This is a genomic window from Psychrobacter sp. UBA6739 (genome assembly GCF_002453835.1).
Classification (GTDB): domain Bacteria; phylum Pseudomonadota; class Gammaproteobacteria; order Pseudomonadales; family Moraxellaceae; genus Psychrobacter; species Psychrobacter immobilis_A.
Genome location: NZ_DKHR01000055.1, coordinates 48,260 through 50,462, shown reverse-complemented (window position 1 = coordinate 50,462; position 2,203 = coordinate 48,260). Strand labels below are relative to the sequence as shown.

The 2,203-nt window shown below is 42.6% G+C and carries 1 protein-coding gene and 1 pseudogene; one reads left to right on the top strand and one right to left on the bottom strand.

Translation table 11 applies throughout. From position 1 onward, the window contains the following. Window positions 1-285: 285 nt before the first annotated feature. Window positions 286-1,335: a siderophore ABC transporter substrate-binding protein gene (locus B2575_RS12025; protein WP_109589459.1), complete on the bottom strand. Its 1,050-nt coding sequence runs from the start codon at window positions 1,333-1,335 to the stop codon at window positions 286-288. 513 nt (window positions 1,336-1,848) lie between these two features. On the opposite strand from B2575_RS12025, the pseudogene B2575_RS12020 reads away from it, so the two are divergent. Beyond that, window positions 1,849-2,203: pseudogene (locus tag B2575_RS12020) on the top strand (energy transducer TonB); the annotation flags it as partial.

Sequence of the window (2,203 nt, the reverse complement as noted above, 5' to 3'; positions counted from 1 at the left end):
CCCCATAATAATGAGGCTGCCCGTGTTGATGACCCACGGTGGTATAGAAGCACGGCGATTTTTAGAGCTTAGACCACGGCTTGCGCTTTTTTGCCAACTCGTTGATGCGGCTGGTAAAGTAGGGCGGGCTTTAACGCTGGTCTGCGCACGAGAGGAAAATAACGGCATATCAGCTACTGGCTTAAAGTGAGGGTTGGCAACTGACAGTGATGACAGTTGCCTAAAAACGAATGACGCTTATTTAACATGTTGCTTTTTTAGCATATTACTTATTTAACGCATCATTTATTTAGCGTTAGCAAAAGCCTCTTTAATGGTCGTCAAATCCTGCATCCATTGATAATAACCGCCAAAGGCAAGATATGAGTCTGGGCTAAGGTAAACCACTTGATTCTTACTCCATGCGTTGGTTTGCGCGACCAATGGATTGTCTAATACGGCTTTGGCACCAGCACCATCTTCACCAATGGCGGCACTGCGATCGACGACGAATAACCAGTCTGGATTGGTTTTTTGTATGTATTCAAACGAGATTGGCTGACCGTGGCGCGCATCGGCGATTTGGTCATCTGCCATCGGAATATCCAGTACGGTATGGATAAAACCGTAGCGTGATTTGTCGCCGTAGGCAGACAGCTTATTGCCATTGACCATGACCACTAAGCCTTTACCTTTATCTTTGGTTAATGTTTTGGTCTCATCAATGAGCCCATCGATATTGCCTTGCAGTTTCGCTGCTTGAGCACTTTTACCGAACAATGCACCCAAATCATGCAAACGCTGCTTGCTCGATTCATAGATATTTGCCGTATCAATCGTCATGTCGAGCGTTGGCGCAATACTGGACAGCGCATCATATTTTTCTGCCATGCGTGAGCCGACCAAGATAGCTTGCGGCTGCATCGCATTCAACGCCTCAAGATCTGGCTCAAATACGGTGCCGACAGTTTTTGGTTCAGGCTGTGTCTTAGACTGTAAATTGTCTAATTTTAGACCGCTTGGCATACCATCGACAGCAACATCAAGCGCGGCCAAATCCTGCATCAACGTCATATCATAGACCACCAACGGCGATGGATTCATTGCCAAGTCGACATTACCTTTTACCGTGTCGACCGTGATTTTTTCAACAGAGACCGCATCGTTATTAGCGACATTCGAGGCATGATCTGCTGTTTGATTTTCAGTCTTAGCGTCTGCGGGCTCGGAGTCGTTAGATTCAGGTGAGCTACAACCTGTCACACTGATCGTAGCAACCAGAGCGGTCACCATGGCAGTCAGTAAAGGGCGTTTGAAAAAAGGAGTAGAGCGGTTAGGCAATAAAGTAATAGACATAAATAACTCGGTATATCAGCTGGTTGGACAAAGGATGTATCAAATAATCGGTCATATAAAAGTAAAAAGAACTTCATCGATGTGATGCTTCACACCATACAATGCTCGACGGTATTACTTTTGACGTTATGATTTTTTATGGGTTTTTTTTACGCTTAGCTATTGAGATGTTCAACATGCCTTAATATCTTGAGATTTTGTAATCTTAAAGATTCGCAGTCGATTAGGGGCTATGATAAATTAATTGAGACTCATTATCAATACAAATGATAATGGTTTTTATTACGTCACTTTATTTATGGTTTGTGGCGGCCTTGGCAAAATAACTCTGTATAGCGATATTTGAGAAAGGATGGTCGAATGATTAAGTAGGTTTTGCTTATTAATAACGCTAAATTATTAGCTAATCATTTGCCTGCTAAGCAAAATTATTATAAATTTATTATTGATAATAATTATCGTTTGCATTATTATCTACGCCATTCTACCTCGGTTAATGAATATTAGGGTGTTATGAGTTCAACGGATTTAGACGCGCCACCACTTAAATTGATACTCGCAGCTATTATTATAGTGGTGGGCTTGCACGTGCTGACGGCAGTCGCATTGGTGGCGATCAAGACGCCTGATATAAAAGTTGAACCAAAAAAAGACACACCACCTATCGAGATAGAGATGGTGACGTTACCTGTCAAAACAGCCGTCCCTGAAGTAGAAAAAGTTCAGGAAGTAACGCCCAAAAAAGCAGTACCTAAAACAGAGTCAAAACCTGAACCTAAAAAACAAGCACCGTCAAAACCTAAAGTAGCTCCAGTAGTGAAGGCTAAGCAAAATGCACCAGAAAAACCGGTGGTAAAAGCCAAAAAGG

Excerpts from the sequence above, each read along its gene's own strand:
- B2575_RS12025 (WP_109589459.1), bottom strand. The coding sequence starts at position 1,335 with ATGTCTATTACTTTATTGCCTAACCGCTCTACTCCTTTTTTCAAACGC.